This window comes from Micromonospora sp. U56, from assembly GCF_018070095.1.
Lineage (GTDB): Bacteria > Actinomycetota > Actinomycetes > Mycobacteriales > Micromonosporaceae > Micromonospora > Micromonospora purpureochromogenes.
The window spans coordinates 1-17,656 of the sequence record NZ_JAGPYL010000131.1; the positions used below are offsets into that span (position 1 = coordinate 1).

Genomic DNA, 17,656 nt, shown 5'->3' on the forward strand with positions numbered 1-17,656 from the left:
GCCGCCGCGAAGGCGGAGGCGACGGCGGCCCGGGCCGAGGCCCGCCGGGTGCTCGACGACGCCCGCGCCGAGGCGGACACCATCCTGGAGCGGGCCCACCGGCAGGCCGAGGCCGACGCCGAGCAGTTGCGGACCGCCGCCCGGCGCAGCGGCGAGCGGGAGGTGGCCGTCCTCGCCGCCACCACCCGCGAGCAGGCCGCCGAGGTGGAACGCCGGGCCGCCCGGATGGACGAGCGGGAGCGGCTGCACACCGAGGAGGTCGAGCGCCTCGCCGAGCGGGAACGGCAGCTCACCGCGGCCAGCGCCGAGCTGGCGCGGCGGGAGGCCGGGCTGGTGGAGCGGGAGACCGAGCTGGCCGCCGCCGAGGAGCAGCGCCGCCGCGAGTTGGAACGGGTCGCCGGGCTGACCGCCGACGCCGCGCGGGCGGAGCTGATCGAGGCGATCGAGACCCAGGCCAAGCGGGAGGCCGCGCTGCTGGTGCGGGACATCGAGTCCGATGCCCGCGCCACCGCCGAGCAGCGCGCCCGGCACATCGTGGTGGACGCCATCCAGCGGGTGGCCAGCGAGCAGACCGCGGAGAGCGTGGTCAGCGTCCTGCACCTGCCCGGCGACGAGATGAAGGGGCGGATCATCGGCCGGGAGGGGCGCAACATCCGCGCCTTCGAGTCGGTCACCGGGGTCAACCTGATCATCGACGACACCCCCGAGGCGGTGCTGCTGTCCTGCTTCGACCCGGTACGCCGGGAGGTCGGCCGGCTCACCCTGGAGAAGCTGGTCCTCGACGGCCGGATCCACCCGCACCGCATCGAGGAGGTGCACGACCTGGCCCGCCAGGAGGTCGAGGAGCTCTGCCACCGGGCCGCCGAGGACGCCCTGGTCGAGGTCGGCATCACCGAGATCCACCCGGAGCTGGTCACCCTGCTCGGCCGGCTGCGCTACCGGACGTCGTACGGGCAGAACGTGCTCAAGCACCTGGTGGAGACCGCGCACATCGCCGGGATCATGGCCGCCGAGCTGCGGTTGGACATCCCCACCATCAAGCGGTGCGCGTTCCTGCACGACATCGGCAAGGCGCTCACCCACGAGGTGGAGGGCTCGCACGCCATCATCGGCGCCGACCTGGCCCGCAAGTACGGCGAGAGCGAGGACGTGGTGCACGCCATCGAGGCGCACCACAACGAGGTGCCGCCGCAGACCATCGAGGCGGTGCTCACCCAGGCCTCCGATGCCTGCTCCGGCGGGCGGCCGGGCGCCCGGCGGGAGAGCCTGGAGGCGTACGTCAAGCGGCTGGAGCGGATCGAGGAGATCGCGGCCGGCAAGCTCGGCGTGGAGAAGGTCTTCGCCATGCAGGCGGGCCGGGAGGTCCGGGTGATGGTCAAGCCGGAGGACGTCGACGACATCGGCGCGGCGGTCCTGGCCCGGGACGTGGCCAAGCAGATCGAGGAGGAGCTGACCTACCCGGGTCAGATCCGGGTGACGGTGGTCCGCGAGTCCCGGGTCACCGAGATCGCCCGCTGACGGTACGCAGACGAAGAGGGCCGGCCCGCGTGGGCCGGCCCTCTTCGTCGTACGTCGGGTCAGTTGCCGCCGACGCCCTCGGCCTGCGACATGAGCGCCGCGGGCGGCGGGTTCTGCGCCGGGGTGCCGGCGGTCTTGCGGCCCTGCGAGAGCCGGCGCTGGAGGTACTGCGCCAGCTTCGACAGCGAGTAGTTGACCACGATGAAGAGCACGGCGATCACGACGTAGACCTGGATCGGGTTGCCCAGCACGCCGATGATCTGCTTGCCGATGTTGAGCGTCTCCTCGTAGCTGATGATGAAGCCCAGCGAGGTGTCCTTGAGCACGACGACCAGCTGGCTGATCAGCGCCGGCAGCATGATCCGGAACGACTGCGGCAGCAGGATCATGCGGGTGACCTGCATCGGCGAGAGGCCGATCGCGGCGGCGGCCTCGGCCTGGCCGCCGGGCAGCCCCTCCATGCCGGAGCGGAGGATCTCCGCGATGACCACCGAGTTGTAGATGGTCAGGCCGATCACCAGGTACCAGAGCGTGTCGAACGTGGCGCCGAACTCGGGGAAGCCGCGGGCCACGAAGAAGATCGTGATGACCACCGGCAGGCCGCGGAACACCTCGACGCAGATCCGGGTGACCGCCGAGAGCAGCAGGCTCAGCCCGCGCAGCAGGTACGCCACCGGCGTCGCCAGCCCGGTGAAGCGGCGCCGGGTCAGACTCTTGAGCTGGATCCGCAGCACGGCCAGCAGGGTCCCGATCACCAGCGACGCGACGATGGCCAGCGCCGCCGCGATCAGGGTGTTCTTGAAGCCGAGGCCGATCCGCTCCCAGACCAGGGAGAAGTTCTCGTTGGAGGGGTCGACCAGCGGCCCCCACAGCTCCATCGAGAACTGGCCCTTCTCGTCCAGCGGCCGGTAGATCAGGAAGTACGCCCCGACGAGCAGGGCCATCCCGGCGATCACGCTGCTGATCAGGGTGATCCGCTGCTGGCGGGGGCCGGGGACGTCGTAGAGGACGCTGGTCTGCTGACTCATCGGGCCACCGCCTGTCGCTTCTCGATCCGGTCCAGCAGGGCGCCGAGCGGCACGGTCATGATCAGGTAGCCGATCGAGATGCCGATGGCGACCGGGATGAAGGCGTAGCCCTCGGCGCCGGTGAGCTGGTCGGCCGTGGCCGACAGATCGCCGACGACCCCGAAGAAGCCGGCCAGCGCCGAGTTCTTGATCATCGCGATGATGACCGAGCCGAGCGGCACCACCGAGGCTTTCCAGGACTGCGGCAGCACCACGTACCGCAGGTTCTGGCCGAAGGTCAGGCCGAGCGACCGCGCGGCCTCGGCCTGCCCGGCGGGCACCGCGTTCACCCCGGACCGCAGCGCCTCGCAGACGAAGGCCGCGGTGTAGAGCACCAGGGCGATCAGGGCGAAGCGGAAGTACGGCAGGTCGGTGTCGAGCCGGCTGAACACCGCGTCCAGGCCGGGGATGCGCAGGAAGTCGGCGTTGGAGCCGAGCGCCGGCAGGCCGAAGGCGGCGAAGAACATCACCACGGTCAGCGGCATGTTCCGGAAGACGTTCACATACCCGGTGCCGACCGCGCGCAGCGGCGGCACCGGGGAGATGCGGAGTACCGCCACGACGGCGCCCAGGAGCAGGGCGCCGATCGCGGCGAGTACGCAGATCTGGAGGGTGAGCCAGAAACCACCCGCAAAGACGTCGAACTTGTCGATGAGCACGTTCACGGGTCGGTGTTCCTCCCCACCCTCTGCGATCGAAGGATCAGATCAGTAGCGGTTGACGGTCGGGGCGGTGCCCAGCTCCGCGCCGAACTTGCCGGCGGTGTCGTCCCAGGCCTTCTTCCAGCTGCCGTCGGCGAACGCCTTCTCCAGCGTGTCGTTGATGAAGGTACGGAACGCGGCGTCCTCCTTCTTCACCCCGATGCCGTACGGCTCCTTGGTGAAGTTGTCGCCGGCGAGCTTGAAGGAACCCTCGTTCTTGGCGATGTAGCCGAGCAGGATCACGTTGTCCGTGGTGACGGCGTCGACCTGGCCGCCGTTGAGGGCGTCCCGGCACTTGTCGTAGGTGTCGAAGAGCACCAGCTGGGTGGCGACGTCCTTGACGTACTGCTTGATCGTCTCGGCCGGGGTCGAGCCGGTGACCGAGCAGACCTTCTTGGTGCCGTCCTTGAAGGAGTCCGGGCCGGTGATCGTGGCGTCGTCCTTCTTGACCAGGATGTTCTGGCCGGCCTCGTAGTACGGGCCCGCGAAGGCGATGCGCTCCTTGCGCTTGTCGTTGATCGTGTACGTCGCCGCGACGAGGTCGACGGTGCCGTTGACGATGACGTCCTCACGGACCTTCGACGGCGTCTCGACGTACTCGATCTTGTCCTCGGGGATGCCGAGCTCCTTGACGATGATCTTGGCGATCTCGACGTCGAAGCCCTCCGGCTTGCCCGACAGGCCCTTCTGACCGAAGCCCGGCTGGTCGAACTTGGTGCCGATCTTGATCTTCTGGGCCTTGTTGAGCTTCTCCATGGTGCTGCCGGCGGCGAACGACTTGCTGCCGGCGCCGGTGCCCTCGTCGGAATCGCCGCCGCAGGCGGCCATGCCGAGCGCCAGGGTGGCGGCCGCCGCGAGCGCGGCTACGCGCTTGATACGCATACTCATCTCCTTCTTGGACGGAGCCCGCCGCAGGACGGCGTGCTCCACGTACGGACGCCTAGTGCGTGAGGATCTTGGAGAGGAAGTCCCTGGCCCGCTCGCTGCGGGGGTTCGCGAAGAACTCGGCCGGCGGGGCGTCCTCGACGAGCTGGCCGTCGGCCATGAAGATGACCCGGTTCGCGGCGTGCCGGGCGAAGCCCATCTCGTGGGTGACCACGACCATGGTCATGCCGTCGCGGGCCAGCGAGGTCATCACGTCCAGCACCTCGCCCACCATCTCCGGGTCGAGCGCGCTGGTCGGCTCGTCGAAGAGCATCGCCTTGGGCTGCATCGCCAGCGCGCGGGCGATCGCGGCGCGCTGCTGCTGGCCGCCGGAGAGCTGAGCGGGGTACTTGTCGGCCTGGTTGGCGATGCCGACCCGGTCCAGCAGGGCCAGGCCGCGCTCGCGGGCGACGGTCGGCTTCTCCCTGCGCACCTTGATCGGGCCGATGGTGACGTTCTCCAGGATCGTCTTGTGCGCGAAGAGGTTGAATGACTGGAAGACCATGCCGACCTCGCTGCGCAGCTTCGCCAGCGCCCGACCCTCGGCGGGCAGCGGCTGCCCGTCGAAGGTGATGGTGCCGGAGTTGATCGGCTCCAGCCGGTTGATCGTCCGGCAGAGCGTCGACTTGCCGGAGCCGGACGGGCCGATCACCACGACCACTTCGCCTCTGCCGACGGAGAGCGACACATCGTCCAACACGTGCAGCGGGCCGAAGTACTTGTTGACCCCGTCCAGCACGATGAGCGGTTCGCCCGTCGTCACGTCGTACACCGTCCCTGTCGTCTGTCCCGGAAGCGGGGTCGGTCGACCCCCGGTTGGGCAACTGTAGGCGGGGTGAAGTGGCGGAACGCAACCTGGTTGGTCACGGAGCGGTAACACCGCTGCCGGCCGTGCCCAGGAGTCCGAATTCCGCCCCGTCGCGAGGAGTCCGAGTGGCGGTGGCGGCGCTCCGCCGAGATCATGTGGGGATGACCGACCGGGTCCGCCTGACCGATTACGCCCGTGGCGGCGGCTGCGCCTGCAAGATCCCGCCCGGCGAGCTGGAGGCGATGGTGGCCGGGCTGGGCCCCGCCGCCGGCACCGCCGACCTGCTGGTCGGGCTGGACCACGGCGACGACGCCGCGGTGGTCCGCCTGGACGAGCGGACCGGGCTGGTCAGCACCGCGGACTTCTTCACTCCGGTGGTCGACGACCCGTACGACTGGGGCCGGATCGCCGCCGCCAACGCGCTCTCCGACGTGTACGCCATGGGTGGCACCCCGCTGGTCGCGCTGAACCTGCTCTGCTGGCCGCGTGAGGTGCTTCCGCTGGAGCTGGCCCGCGAGGTGCTGCGTGGCGGGCAGGACGTGGCCCGGGAGGCCGGCTGCCACCTCGCCGGCGGGCACAGCGTCGACGACGACGGCCCCAAGTACGGCCTGGCCGTCACCGGCGTGGTCCGCCCCGAGGAGCTGATCACCCTGGACGCCGGCCGGGCCGGCCTGCCGCTGTCGCTGACCAAGTCGCTCGGCGTCGGGGTGCTCAACACCCGGCACAAGCGGACCGGCGAGCGGTTCGCCGAGGCGGTCGCCTCGATGGTCGCGCTCAACTCCGACGCCGCCCGCGCGGCGGTCGCGGCCGGCATCCGCTGCGGCACCGACGTCACCGGCTTCGGCCTGCTCGGGCACGCCGCGAAGCTGGCCCGGGCCAGCCGCCTCACGATCGCGATCGACACCGCCCGGGTGCCGTACCTGCCGGGCGCACGGGAGGCCGTCCGGGACGGGTACGTCAGCGGCGGCACCCGGCGCAACCTGGACTGGGTGACCCCGTGGACCGACTTCGGGTCCACCGACGAGGCGGACCGGCTGCTGCTCGCCGACGCGCAGACCTCCGGCGGGCTGCTGGTCGCCGGCGAGGTCCCCGGTGGCACCGTCGTCGGCGAGCTGCTGCCCGCCGGCGAGCACCGCCTCGTGCTCCGCTGACGCCGCCCGCCGGTCCGCCCGCCGGCTGCCCGCAGCGGAGCCGCGGCGGCGCGAACCCGACACGAACCCGCCGGCCCCGGTCGCCCGGATCGGGCACCATACCCGATAAACTGTCACCTTCCCGCTACTCGGTGCAACGGCGCCCGAGGAAATTTTGCCCGTAATGGTCACAGACCGGTAACTTGCCCCCGGCTGAGGTCAAATGCACCCCACCATCGTCAGTAAGGCCCGATCCGGAGGCCGGTGGGACGAACGCAGCGAGGAGGCGGCATGACCGAGCTGTGGAACTGGAGAATCGCCGGGGCGGCACCGGTGGAGGTGTACCCCGCGCTGGCCGAGGCGCTCGGTCGGGTGGTGATGCCCCTCGCCGTCGCCGACCCGGCCCGGCTGCCCACGTACGCGGTGATCTGCGACGTGTGGGAGGCGCCGGGGGAGTTCGGCACGGTGGTGGACTGCTACGGGGTGCCCGAGCGGCTCAACGAGCGCACCAGCATCGCCGCGCTGGCCCGGCTGCTGGACCGCAACTGCCTGCTGACCGACGACACCCTCGACGCCGGCCGGCACCTGCTGGTTGCGCCGGACGGCACGATCCGCCCGGTGCACTTCGACGTGACCGAGACCGACGACGGCGAGGTGCTCAGCAACCAGCGGCTCTGCACGCTGGCCCACCCCGGCTGCCGGGGCTGGTCCCGGTGCCACCGCTCGCGCTGGGCACCCGACTCGATCAACCCAGCCCTCGCCGCCGCCTGACCCCGCCGGGGCCGCCGCGCCGGCCGGGCCCGGCCCCCGCTCAGCCGGCCTGCGCCGGGCGGGAGCCGCGGACCTGCAACTGGTCGAGCAGGGTCGCCGTGGCGGCGGCCACCGCGCGCACCGCCTCGTCGAACGCCTCGGCGTTGTGCGCGGCCGGGGCGCGGAAGCCGGAGATCTTGCGGACGTACTGCAACGCCGCCGCCTCGATGTCGGCCGGCGTCACCTCCGGCACGTACGGCTCACGCAGGGTCTTGATGCTGCGGCACATCGGCACTCCCTCGGTTCGCGGGTCCTTGACCGACGATGACATCTTGGCGGGTGTTGCCTATTCTGGTGGCGCATCAGGGCCCTCGGGCCACCCATCGCACCTCCCGTGGCTGGCCTGCGGGGCCCGGAGACGCATAGTGGAACAAATTCTCGCACCACCCGCCGACCCGCGCGGCGAGGCGATCGAGCGGATCTTGAACACTCCGCTCGGTCGGATCGCAAGCGAGCAGGCCGACGCGGTCGAGGCGGTCCTGGCTCCCCTCCCCTCCGGCGACGACATCCCCGCCGAGAACACCGTGCCGATCACCACCTTCAGCTCGTCAATCTGAGGTGGGGACGGCCCGTCCCACAGACCTGACGACAGGCGTCGCCGTCGGCAACGCGGAGCCCTCGACCGGGGCGCCCGCCCCGACCGGGCCGGAACAGCTCGCCGCCCAACTGCGGGCGCTCGGCCTTTCCGCCGGTCAGGATGTTCTGGTGCACTGCTCGCTGCGGCGGCTCGGCTTGGCGCGGGCGGGCGCGGCGACGTTGGCCGAGGCCATCCAGGCGGTGCTCGGCCCCGGCGGCACGCTCGTCGTACCGACGCACACCTCGGGCAACTCGACCACGTCGCGCGCCTGGCACGCGGCCACCCGGGGGATGACGCCGGAGCAGCGGCGCCGGCACGAGGCGACGCTGCCCGGCTGGGACCGGGTCCGGACCCCGGCGCAGGGGATGGGCGCCTTCGCCGAGCATGTCCGTCGCCTGCCGGGGGCGTTCCGTAGCGACCACCCGCAGACCTCCTTCGCCGCGGTCGGCCGGCGCGCGGCGGCCCTGACCGCCGACCACGACCTGCGCTGCCATCTGGGAGAGCGGTCGCCGCTCGGTCGGATGTACGACATTGGCGGCCTCACCCTGCTGCTCGGCGTCGGGTACGAGGCGTGCACCGCCCTGCATCTCGCTGAATACCGCCTCCCGGCGCCGCCTCCGCAGCAGTCGTACCGCTGCTACCAGCAGATCGACGGGCGGCGGGTGCGACTGGAATTCCGCGCACCCGACCTGGACGACGGCGACTTTCCCGCCCTCGGTGCCCGCCTCGACGGGCAACCCTTCGTCCGCCGTGGGACTGTCGCCCGGGCCACCGCCCGTCTGTTGCCGATACCCGCCACAGTGGACTTGGCCGTACAGTGGTTCGTTGGCAACCGGATCAGTCCACGGCATTGACTGGCGTCTTACGCTGATGTCCCGGTCGCTTTCCGGACGGCGGAGGAACGACGGTGAGCGGAGCGGTAACGGTCGCCGAGACGAGCAGCCCGCTGTTCTTCCTGAGTTATTCGCGCGCGACCGTCCGACGGGCCGTAAGCCATCCCCACCAGTACGTCCGCCGGTTCTTCGACGATCTTTCCACCCACGTGAGCGAGCTGGTCGGGCTGCCGACCGGTGTTGATCCCGGGTTCATGGACAGCTCGCTCGGCGGGGGCGAGCGGTGGACCCCCGAGCTGCTGCACGCCGCCGGCACCTGCCAGGTGTTCATCCCGCTGGTTTCCAGCTCTTTCATCAGCAGCACCTGGTGCGCAATGGAATGGCACGCCTTCGCGCAGCGGCGGGTGGAGCCACGGCGCCACGGTGTCTCCGCGTACGAGACGGCGATCGTGCCGATCACCTGGTCCCCCACGGCGCACGCCGAGTTACCCCGGATGATCCGCGACATCCAGCGGTTCTCGCCCGCGGCGATTCCAGATCCCGACATCCCGTTGCAGTACGAGCGGGAGGGGGTCTACGGCTTGTTGACCATGCAGATGGAGAACGCGTACCGGGCGGTCGTCTGGCGACTCGCCCAGCAGGTGGTCGCCATCCACCGGTCCTATTGGGTCCACCCACTGGTACCCGCCGGCGTCGACGAGCTACGCAAGCTCTTCACCGAGGAGGCGGCATGACACCGCTCACCGCAGCGGAGAAGGCGTCGGCCCGCGGCACGTACTTCTTCCTCAGCTACGCCCATTCGGCCCCGGCGCCCAGCGCGCGGACCGACACGGACGTGTGGGTCGGCCAGTTGTTCACCGATCTCTCGGAGGAGGTGGCCCGGCAGGCCCAGCCGGCAAGCGGCATGCGGATCGGTTTTTTCGACCAGCACATTCCCCAGGGCGCGGACTGGAAGACGGCGCTGGCTGGGGCGCTCGGCAGCGCCGAGGTGTTCGTGCCGCTCTACTCGCCGGGCTACTTCAACCGCCCCTGGGCGATGAGGGAGCAGGAGTCCTTCCGGGCCCGGCTCGCCGCCGCCGGCGCGGTCCGGTCCGCCGCCCACCTGCTGCCGGTCCTGTGGATCCCGTTCCCGTCCTGGGAGAGCCGCCCTGAGCTCGACGCCGCTCTTGACCTGGGACAGGACGTTCCCGGCTACGCCGAGAACGGGCTGCGCGCCCTCTGCATGCTCGCCCCGTACCGCGCCGAATACCTCGCCGTGCTCCGCCGGCTCGCTCAGCGGATCGTGGACGCCACCGAGCGGCAACCGCTCGGCCCCTCCCGGGTGCCGGGTCTGGAGGAGGTAACCAGGGAGCCGGCCACCGACCCGGCCTTCGTCGTGGCGGTCCTCGCGCCCACCCGGCACGGGCTGCCGGAAGGTCGGGACGCCGCCGGCTACGGCACCCTCAGCCGGCTCTGGCGTCCGTTCGGCGACCGGCAGGAGCTGCCGGTGGCCGAGTATGCCGCCAGCACGGCGGAGCGGCTCGGACTACCCGCCCGCACCACCGACTTCGCCGACGCTGAGGAACTGCTGGACAGCCGGCCGGTCGTGGTGCTGGTCGACCCGTGGGTCACCGAGCTGCCGAACGGAGCGACCGACCTCGCCGCCGCGGCGCGGGCGTTTCCACCGTGGGTGGTCCCGGTGGTGGTCACTGACGCCGACGACCCGCGGGACGGGCCGCGCGGGGCGGATCTGGCCCGGCGGGCGCTCACCCTGCTGCAGGACGCGGGCGTACCACGGGTCCGTTGGGTGGGTCGGGTAGCCGAGTTCACGGACCTGATGCCCACGTTGGTCACCGAGGCTCGTCGGCAGTACCTGAAGAACGGCCCGGTGTTCCCGCCCGCCGGCCCGAGCCGGCCGCCCAGTCTCCGCACGACAGTCCCGCACCGCTTCGAGCCCACGGAGAAGACCGATGAGCAATGAGCGCGAAGGTCAGGTCGTCACGTTCTATTCGTTCAAGGGCGGTACGGGACGGACGATGGCGCTGGCCAACGTCGCGTGGATCCTGGCCGCCAACGGCAAGCGGGTGCTCGTCGCCGACTGGGACCTGGAGTCCCCCGGGCTGCACCGGTTCTTCCACCCGTTCCTCGACGTGGAGGCGTTGCGCGGCACCGGCGGGGTCATCGACCTGATCCGCGAGTACGAGACGGAGACCACCAGGGTCGCCGACCGGCCGGAGGACTGGGTGGAGCAGTACGCCCGGGTCGGCCGGTACGCGTTCTCGCTCCGTTGGGACTTCCCAGGCGGCGGGGGTCTGGACTTCCTCGCTGCCGGGCGGCAGAACCCCGACTACGCGGTGTCGGTGCGGGCACTGGACTGGGACACCTTCTACAGCCGACTCGGCGGCGAACGGTTCTTCGAGGCGCTGCGGGCGGACATGAAGCGGCACTACGACTACGTCCTCATCGACAGCCGGACGGGCCTGAGTGACGTGGCGGACATCTGCACCCTGCACCTGCCGGACACCCTGGTGGATTGCTTCACTCTCAGTGACCAGGGCATCGACGGAGCCGCTCGGGTCGCCCAGGCGGTACGGAACCAGCGTGGCCGGCGCGAGATCCGGGTGCTTCCGGTGCCGATGCGGGTGGACCAGGGGGAGAAGGAGAAGGCCGAGGCGGGCCGGGCACTGGCCATGCGCCGTTTCACCGACCTGCCGTCCGGGCTCACCGAGAGCGAGCGACGCCGGTACTGGGCTGCGGTAGAGGTGCCGTACCGGCCGTTCTACGCGTACGAGGAGACGCTGGCCACCTTCGGGGACGCCTCGGGTTCGCCGACCTCCCTGCTGGCCGCGTTCGAGACCCTGACCGGGGTGCTCACCGAGGGAGCGGTCACCGAGTTCCCACCGATGGAGGAGTCGGTGCGTGAGCGGGAGAAGGCCCGCTTCCGGCGCCGCTTCGAGCTGCCCGACGACCAGATCGTCCTCCGCTACGCCCCGGAGGACGCGGTCTGGGCGGAGTGGATCGAGCGGGTACTGGCCTCGGCCGGGGTCCGCGTCGTCGACGGTCCGTCGTCCGCTGGCCCCCCCGCCCGGACGCTGACGGTAGCCTCCTCCGCCTATCTGGCCATCCCGGCGCGGGCGCTGCCGCCGCGCGACCCCGCCGCCAATTCCAGCCCGCTCGCGGTGTATGTCGGCGACCTGCGGCCGCTGGCCGAGTTTCCGATCCTGGCCTCCACCCACCTGGTCAACGTCACCCCGGCGAGGGCGGCGGAACGGCTGCTGCGTCTGGTGGGCCGTCCGGTGCCGCTGATCACCGACGGGCCACCCGCCGGGGGTGTCCGTTTTCCCGGCACCGAACCCGTGATCTTCAACGCGCCCAACCGCAACGCCCGCTTCACCGGACGAGAGGGTGATCTTGCTGACCTGCGCCGGCGCCTGCAGAGCGGTACCAGCGCTGCGATGCTGCCGGTCGTGCTGCAAGGCATGCCCGGGGTCGGCAAGACTCAGCTCGCCATCGAGTACGTGCACCGGTTCAGGTCCGCCTACGACGTGGTCTGGTGGGTGGAGGCGGCCCAGTCCCGATCCCGGGAGGTGTCCCTCGCCGAGCTGGCCGACCGGTTGGGTGTCGGGGGCGCTCCGACAATGTCCGAAGACGTACTCGCCGTGCAGCAGGCGCTCGGCCGTGGTCAGCCGTACGAGCGGTGGCTGCTGGTGTTCGACGACGCGGAGGAAGCTGATCAGGTGGCGCGGCTCCTGCCCCAGGGCACCGGCCACGTTCTGCTGACCTCCCGCAACCCGGCGTGGGGTGACCGGGCCTACCCGCTCCAAGTGGACGTGTTCGCCCGCGCCGAGAGCGTGGCGCACCTGGTACGCCGGGTGCCCTCGATGACCGAGGAGGAGGCGGACCGGGTCGCCGAGGCGCTCGGCGACCTGGCGGTGGCCGTGTCCGTCGCCGGGGCGTGGCTGGCCGAGACGGGTACCTCGGTCCCCGAGTACCTACGGGCGATCGAGCGGCACGCGTCGAGCGCGCTGTCCGCCGAGACCATCTGGGACCTCTCCCTGCACCGGCTGCGCGAGCGGGCGCCCGCCGCGTACCGGTTGCTGCAGCTCTGCTCGGTGCTCGCCCCGGAGATCGCCCTCGATATGCTCTACAGCGACGAGATGGCCGACGCGCTCGCGCCGTTCGACCCCGCCGTCTCCGAACGGCTGGTGCGCGGCGCGCTGGTCCAGCAGATCAACCGGCTGGCGCTGATCAGGATCGACGTGCCGGGGGGTCGGGTCCTGGTGCACCGGCTGCTCCAGGCGGCTGTCCGTGACGGGATGACTGCCGAGGAGGCGGCCGGCGCCCGGCACCAGGTCCATCTGGTGCTGGCCGCCTCCCGCCCCAGGGGCGAGGTCGACGACCCGGAGACCTGGGCCAGGTTCGACATGCTGTGGCCGCACCTGGAGGTGTCGGGCGCGGTCAACTGCAGGGAGGAGTCGGTGCGGCAGTTGCTGATCGACCGCGTGCGCTACCTCTGGCGCCAGGGCGAACTCGCCCGGGCGGAGGAGTTCAGCCAGTGGGTGGAGGGGGTCTGGTCGGCGCGGCTGAGCCGGATCTACGGGCCCGACGAGGTCGCCAAGCTGCGCCGGCAGTTGCTGCATCTGCGCTTCAACCACGCCAACGTCCTGCGTGACCTGGCCCGCTTCACCGAGGCCCGGGCCCTGGACGAGCGGGTCCTCGGCGAGCAGCGTGGCCTACTCGGTGACCGGCACCCGCACACCCTGATGACCGCCGGGAGCCTCGCCGCCGATCTGCGTGCGCTCGGGCGCTACGCCGAGGCGATCGAACGGGACGAACTCACCTACGCGGCCTGGGCGGAGGTGCTGGGCGAAGACCACCCCCGGACCCTCAACGCGGCCCTCAACCTCGCGCACTCCTACCGCCTGCTGGGCGACTTCCGGTCCGCCCGACAGCGGGACGAGGAGGTGCATCAGCGGCGGCGGGTGGTGCACGGACCCGCCAACCCGTTCACCCTGCACACGGCCGCCCACCTGGGCCGAGATCTGCGCGAAGCCGGCGAGTACGACAAGTCGGTCGTACTGCTGCGCACCGTTCACGACACCTTGCAGCACGAGTTGGGCAGCGAGGCCGTGCTCACCTTGAACACCCAGGTCAGCCTCGGTGTGTCACTGCGTGTCGCCGGCTTGGTCGGCGAGGCGGCACCGCTGCTGGACACGGCCTACCGGATCCTCGACGAGCAGTTCGGGCCGGACAACCCGGAGACCCTGATCTGCCGGGCGGGACGTGCGGCCAACCTGCTCGCCCTGGGCGAGACCGGTCGTGGCGCCGCCGAGGCCGCGGCGGTCGCCCAGGCGTACGAGTCGAGCCTCGGCCCCCGCCACCCGCACACCCTGGCCGCGCTGAGCAACGTCGCGGTGGCGGAGCGGAGCGCCGGCCGGGCTGCGGAGGCCCGTAAGGCGGCCGCGCGTTCGGCCTCGGCACTGCAGGAGGTGCTCGGCCCGGAGCACCCGCACACCCTCGCCGCAGAGGAGAACCTCGCGATCCTCCTCGCCGAGGAAGGCCAGCGCGACCAGGCCAGCCAGCAACTCCGGCAGGCTGCCGCCCGGTGGTCGGCGACCTCCGGGCCGCACCATCCCGACACGCTGCGGTGCCAGGCCAACGTGGCTCTGGTCGGTCAGGGCCACGAGGGGAAGGCTCCCTCGCCGGGTGACCTCCTACCGTTGGACCTGCTGGCCGAGGTGGTCGCCGCCGACCACCCGACCGTGCAGGCGTTGCGGAAGGGGCGGCTTGTTCCCCGGATGATCGATCCGCACCCGTTCTGATCTCCCGTCGGCCCCTGCCCGCCTCCGGCTTCCGGCCTTCGCCCGGCCTGGGAGCCGCCGGCCGGCCCGGTTACCCTTGGAGGTCGAGGAAAGGGGCGCCGAGAGGGTGGCTAGGACCTACAACGTCGTGACGTACGGCTGCCAGATGAACGTGCACGACTCCGAGCGCATCTCCGGCCTGCTGGAGCAGGCCGGCTACGTGCGCGCGCCCGAAGCCGACGACAACCCGGACGTGGTGGTGTTCAACACCTGCGCCGTCCGGGAGAACGCCGACAACCGGCTCTACGGCAACCTGGGTCATCTGCGCCCCGTGAAGGACAAGCACCCCGGCATGCAGATCGCCGTCGGCGGCTGCCTGGCCCAGAAGGACCGCGGCGACATCGTCCGCAAGGCGCCCTGGGTCGACGTCGTCTTCGGCACGCACAACATCGGCTCGCTGCCGGTGCTGCTGGAGCGGGCCCGGCACAACACCGCCGCCGAGGTGGAGATCCTCGAATCCCTCGACGTCTTCCCCTCCACGCTGCCCACCCGGCGCGAGTCGACGTACGCCGGCTGGGTGTCGATCTCGGTGGGCTGCAACAACACCTGCACGTTCTGCATCGTGCCCTCCCTGCGCGGCAAGGAGAAGGACCGCCGCCCCGGCGACATCCTCTCCGAGGTGCGCGCCCTGGTCGACGAGGGCGTGCTGGAGGTGACCCTGCTGGGGCAGAACGTCAACTCCTACGGCGTCGAGTTCGGCGACCGGTACGCGTTCGGCAAGCTGCTGCGCGCCTGCGGTGACATCGACGGCCTGGAGCGGGTCCGGTTCACCAGCCCGCACCCGAAGGACTTCACCGACGACGTGATCGCCGCGATGGCCGAGACGCCGAACGTCTGCCACTCGCTGCACATGCCGTTGCAGTCCGGCTCCGACGACGTGCTGCGCGCCATGCGCCGCTCGTACCGGTCGGAGAAGTACCTGGGGATCATCGAGAAGGTCCGGGCGGCGATGCCGGACGCGGCGATCACCACCGACATCATCGTCGGCTTCCCCGGCGAGACCGAGGCCGACTTCCAGCGCACCCTGGACGTGGTCCGCGAGGCCCGGTTCTCCTCGGCGTTCACCTTCCAGTACTCCAAGCGCCCTGGCACGCCCGCGGCCACCATGGACGGCCAGCTGCCCAAGCAGGTCGTGCAGGAGCGCTACGAGCGGCTGATCGCCTGCGTGGAGGAGATCACCTGGGCGGAGAACAAGCGCCTGGTGGGGGAGACCGTCGAGGTGCTGGTCGCCGTCGGCGAGGGGCGCAAGGACGAGCGCACCGGCCGGATGTCGGGCCGCGCCCGCGACGGGCGGCTGGTCCACTTCGACGCCGGCTCGTACGCCGGGTCGATCCGCCCCGGCGACATCGTGCACACCACCGTGACGTACGCGGCCCCGCACCACCTCAACGCCGACGACGAGCCGCTGTCGCACCGGCGTACCCGGGCCGGTGACGCCGCCGAGGCGGGCCGCTCCCCGCGTACCCCCGGGGTGCTGCTCGGGCTGCCCGCGGTCGGCGCGCCGGCCGCGGCGCCCGCGCCGGCGACCGGCTGCGCCGCGCACTGACGCCACCGCCGACGGCCGGGACCTTCCCGTGGAGGCCCCGGCCGTCGCCGTGTCGGGGGCGGTCAGCAGGCGGTGCCGTTGAGCTTGACCGTGCCCGGCGCGGACGCCGCGCCGTTGGCGGTGAAGCCGATCGTCACCGACGCCCCGGCCGCGAGGGACCGCGACCAGTCGGGTGCGGCGGCGGTGACCGTCGTGCCGGACTGGGTGACCGTGGCGTTCCAGCCGCTGGCCAGGCTGACCCCGGACGGCCAGGCCCAGGTCACCGACCACGGGTTGACCGCGGCGGTGCCGGTGTTCGTCACCGTCAGCTCGCCCTGGAAGCCGCCCTGCCAGGCGTTGACCTGCTGGTAGCCGGCGGTGCAGCCGCCGGTCGGCGCCGGGGTGGTCGGCGTCGGGCCCGGGGTGGTCGGCGTCGGCGACGGGCCACCGCCCACCGGCGGGATCAGGTACGGCTGGAGGATGGCCTGCTTGGTGGTGTTGATGTTCGTCCAGTCGTCCAGCGCGATGCCGCCGGTGTCCCCGGAGTTCGGGTTCCAGGACCAGTAGGTGAAGGACATCCCGTTGACGCCGGTGCCGGTGTAGGCCATCAGGTTCTCCAGCCAGACCTTGTCCTTCGGGTCCGCGAGGGTGCTGCCGAACTCGCCCATCATGATCGGCGCGATGTTCTGCTTGTGCAGGTAACCCCAGTACTTGTCCCAGATCGCCGGCATGTTCGCCGGGTAGTCGGGGGCGTCGAACCAGGTCTGGCGGTAGACCGACGTGGCGTACTCGTGCGGTGAGTAGACCAGCCGGTTCGCCACGTTGAGCCGGACCGGGAAGTCCTTGGCCTTCGTGAGGTTGCCGCCCCACCAGCCGCAGTCCTCGTCGTTGCTGGTGTCGCCGTCCCAGACGTTCGACAGGCCGCCGCTGGGGCAGCTCACCCCCTCCACGAAGATCAGCCAGTTCGGTTGCACCCCGAGGATGGCGTTGCCGGCCCGCTCGGCCGCCAGCCGCCAGTCCCGCGCGGTGTCCCCGCAGCCCCAGCAGGCGCCGGTGGCGGCCGGGTTGGTGCCCTCGGCGTGCGGCTCGTTGTGCAGGTCCGCGCCGATCACGGTCGGGTTGCCCGCGTACCGCTGGGCGAGCATCTTCCAGTCGTTGATCCAGGTCGCCTCGGAGACCGTCGAGGTGTACCAGAGCGGCGACTGCCCGGCCGCGGTCGGCCGGTGCCGGTCCAGGATGACCCGCATCCCCTTGCCGCCGGCGTAGTCGATCACCTTGTCGAGGATCTGCAACGGGGAGAGCCCGACCAGGTCGGGGTTGACGAAGTCGTTGATCCCGCTGGCGGTCGCCCCCGGCTTCAGCGCGTCGTTGGAGTAGGGGATGCGCAGCGTGTTGTAGCCGAGGCTGGCCATCTTGTCGAGCTGACCGCGCCACGGGTTGCTCGACCAGAGCCCGTGGAACGTCTTGTTGTCCGTCTCCATGCCGAACCAGTTGATGCCGGTGAGCCGGACCGTGGCGCCGGTGCTGTCGACGATCTTGTTGCCGCTGGTGTGCAGGTAGCCGGTGCCGGTGCCGCCGACGGCGGCGGCGGCCGGGGTGGTGCTGACGGCGGCGGCGACGAGAACGCCGGCCGCGGCGGTGGCGAGCGCGGTGAGCGCGCCGCCGAGGGCGGTGGGTCGGTGCATGCGAGCTCCACTTCGGATGCCCCGCCGCGCCGTGCTCAGCCGGCGCCGGGGGCGAAAGGCCAGGTGGGTGGCCGCGCTCGTGTCCGGGTACGCGGACACTGCGCGGCGGCCGGCGCCCCGCGGACGCCTCCACTCGCTACGGACACCGGCGACTCCCGACGGCGGTGTCCACCGTCGATGCCCTCGCGCCGGGGCCTGACTGGCTCTGCCGCCCATTCTGATCAGCACACCTCGATGC

Annotated in this window: 15 protein-coding genes; 9 read left to right on the top strand and 6 right to left on the bottom strand. The window is 71.4% G+C overall.

Annotated features, from left to right (window positions below; genetic code table 11):
* On the top strand, nt 1-1,518 hold a 1,518-nt coding region (gene rny, locus KBX37_RS28920; protein WP_210779055.1), incomplete at its 5' end, for a ribonuclease Y.
* Between the two features lie 59 nt (nt 1,519-1,577).
* Here rny and KBX37_RS28925 read toward each other — a convergent pair.
* The 4 genes from KBX37_RS28925 to KBX37_RS28940 are packed head-to-tail and all read right to left on the bottom strand — an operon-like array spanning nt 1,578 to nt 4,982.
* Nucleotides 1,578-2,546, bottom strand: coding sequence for an amino acid ABC transporter permease (locus tag KBX37_RS28925; protein ID WP_210779056.1), 969 nt, complete (start codon nt 2,544-2,546; stop codon nt 1,578-1,580).
* Complete coding sequence (locus KBX37_RS28930; RefSeq protein WP_154942820.1) at nt 2,543-3,250, bottom strand: amino acid ABC transporter permease; 708 nt, start codon at nt 3,248-3,250, stop codon at nt 2,543-2,545. Before KBX37_RS28930 ends, KBX37_RS28925 begins: the two co-directional genes overlap by 4 nt.
* Nucleotides 3,251-3,292: 42 nt before the next feature.
* The gene (locus KBX37_RS28935; protein ID WP_210779057.1) at nt 3,293-4,168 is read right to left on the bottom strand and encodes a glutamate ABC transporter substrate-binding protein; all 876 of its coding nucleotides are present in this window, start codon (nt 4,166-4,168) and stop codon (nt 3,293-3,295) included.
* Nucleotides 4,169-4,226: 58 nt separating this feature from the next.
* Entirely contained in the window at nt 4,227-4,982 is a 756-nt protein-coding gene (locus KBX37_RS28940) for an amino acid ABC transporter ATP-binding protein (protein WP_210779058.1), read from the bottom strand.
* 197 nt (nt 4,983-5,179) lie between these two features.
* Between KBX37_RS28940 and selD the strand changes: the two genes are divergently transcribed.
* A complete protein-coding gene (gene selD, locus KBX37_RS28945) occupies nt 5,180-6,169 on the top strand; it encodes a selenide, water dikinase SelD (protein WP_210779059.1) in 990 nt (329 codons plus the stop codon).
* A 270-nt stretch (nt 6,170-6,439) separates the two neighbouring features.
* Nucleotides 6,440-6,919: a hypothetical protein gene (locus KBX37_RS28950; RefSeq protein ID WP_210779060.1), complete on the top strand. Its 480-nt coding sequence runs from the start codon at nt 6,440-6,442 to the stop codon at nt 6,917-6,919.
* Nucleotides 6,920-6,959: 40 nt separating this feature from the next.
* Here the strand turns inward: KBX37_RS28950 and KBX37_RS28955 are convergent, their stop codons facing one another.
* A complete protein-coding gene (locus KBX37_RS28955) occupies nt 6,960-7,187 on the bottom strand; it encodes a DUF2277 domain-containing protein (protein WP_210779061.1) in 228 nt (75 codons plus the stop codon).
* Between the two features lie 136 nt (nt 7,188-7,323).
* Here KBX37_RS28955 and KBX37_RS28960 point away from each other — a divergent pair, with 136 nt between their 5' ends.
* The 6 genes from KBX37_RS28960 to miaB all read left to right on the top strand — a co-directional run bounded on the left by KBX37_RS28960 (nt 7,324) and on the right by miaB (nt 15,754).
* Nucleotides 7,324-7,515: a hypothetical protein gene (locus KBX37_RS28960; protein WP_210779062.1), complete on the top strand. Its 192-nt coding sequence runs from the start codon at nt 7,324-7,326 to the stop codon at nt 7,513-7,515.
* Between the two features lies 1 nt (nt 7,516).
* Nucleotides 7,517-8,389, top strand: a complete 873-nt coding sequence (locus KBX37_RS28965) for an AAC(3) family N-acetyltransferase (RefSeq protein ID WP_307849252.1) — start codon at nt 7,517-7,519, stop codon at nt 8,387-8,389.
* 53 nt (nt 8,390-8,442) lie between these two features.
* Complete coding sequence (locus KBX37_RS28970) at nt 8,443-9,102, top strand: TIR-like protein FxsC (RefSeq protein WP_210779063.1); 660 nt, start codon at nt 8,443-8,445, stop codon at nt 9,100-9,102.
* On the top strand, nt 9,099-10,328 hold the full coding sequence (locus tag KBX37_RS28975; protein WP_210779064.1) for a TIR-like protein FxsC: 1,230 nt from the start codon (nt 9,099-9,101) through the stop codon (nt 10,326-10,328). Before KBX37_RS28970 ends, KBX37_RS28975 begins: the two co-directional genes overlap by 4 nt.
* A complete protein-coding gene (fxsT, locus tag KBX37_RS28980; protein WP_210779065.1) occupies nt 10,318-14,169 on the top strand; it encodes an FxSxx-COOH system tetratricopeptide repeat protein in 3,852 nt (1,283 codons plus the stop codon). Before KBX37_RS28975 ends, fxsT begins: the two co-directional genes overlap by 11 nt.
* 106 nt (nt 14,170-14,275) lie before the next feature.
* Nucleotides 14,276-15,754: a tRNA (N6-isopentenyl adenosine(37)-C2)-methylthiotransferase MiaB gene (gene miaB / locus KBX37_RS28985; RefSeq protein ID WP_210779066.1), complete on the top strand. Its 1,479-nt coding sequence runs from the start codon at nt 14,276-14,278 to the stop codon at nt 15,752-15,754.
* A gap of 62 nt (nt 15,755-15,816) precedes the next feature.
* On the opposite strand, the gene KBX37_RS28990 is transcribed toward miaB, so the two are convergent.
* Nucleotides 15,817-17,418 (bottom strand): cellulase family glycosylhydrolase, encoded by a 1,602-nt coding sequence (locus KBX37_RS28990; protein ID WP_210779067.1) that lies wholly within the window; start codon nt 17,416-17,418, stop codon nt 15,817-15,819.
* Nucleotides 17,419-17,656 lie beyond the last annotated feature (238 nt).